The following is a 978-nucleotide window of genomic DNA, read 5'->3' as shown; positions in this document are numbered from 1 at the left end:
CCGGACCGGCCGGGGGACCTGGTCCAGCGCCGGATCGCTGCCGATGGGCGGCCTGACCGACCGCCGGTCGGGCCGGACGTGGCTGTGGCAGGTCGAGCACAACAGCGGCGCCTGGCGCTGGGAGTGCGGCGACCGCGAGGATCGCGTCTACCTCGCGTTGTGCGGACCCGGCGACCGGGAGCACGGCTGGCGGCACCCGCTCGAACCCGGCGCCGCGTTTCGCACCGTGCCCGTCGCCGTCGCGGTGGAGGACGGACTCGACACCGCTTTCGGCGCGCTGACCCGCTACCGCCGGGCCGCCCGCCGCCCACACGACGACCAGCGTCACCTCCCGGTCGTCTTCAACGACTACATGAACTGCCTGATGGGCGATCCCACCACCGCCAAGCTGTTGCCGTTGATCGAGGCGGCCGCCTCGGCCGGCGCGGAGTACTTCGTGATCGACGCCGGCTGGTACGACGACAGCGACGGCTGGTGGGACAGCGTCGGCGCCTGGGAACCGTCCGTCACCCGCTTTCCCGGACCGCGCGGCATTCAGGAAGTCCTGGACCGGATCCGGGAGCGTGGCATGGTCCCCGGGCTGTGGCTCGAACCCGAGGTGGTCGGCGTCCGGAGCCCCGTCGCCAAGTCCCTGCCCGACGAGGCGTTCTTCCGCCGCGACGGGGTGCGCGTCACCGAAACCGGCCGTCACCACCTGGACCTGCGCCATCCGGCCGCCCGTGCCCATCTCGACGAGGTGGTGGACCGCCTCGTCGGCGAGTACGGCGTCGGCTACCTCAAGCTCGACTACAACGTCGACGCCGGCAGCGGCACGAGCAGCCACCCCGGCGAGACACCGGGAGCGGGGCTGCTGGGCCACAATCGGGCCCACCTCGACTGGCTGGACGGTGTGCTTGACCGCCACCCCCGGCTGGTGCTGGAGAACTGCGCCTCCGGCGGCATGCGATCGGACCACGCACTGCTGTCCCGCTTGCAGCT

1 protein-coding gene is annotated in these 978 nt (G+C 72.4%); it reads left to right on the top strand.

The window, feature by feature from the left end:
* Positions 1-978: glycoside hydrolase family 36 protein (locus KUTG_RS03650; protein ID WP_198046995.1), on the top strand; the 978-nt coding region annotated here is incomplete at both ends.

It is taken from the genome of Kutzneria sp. 744 (assembly GCF_000568255.1).
GTDB lineage: Bacteria > Actinomycetota > Actinomycetes > Mycobacteriales > Pseudonocardiaceae > Kutzneria.
Note: the sequence above shows the minus strand (reverse complement) of the source record. Positions and strands in the feature narration are given on the sequence as shown.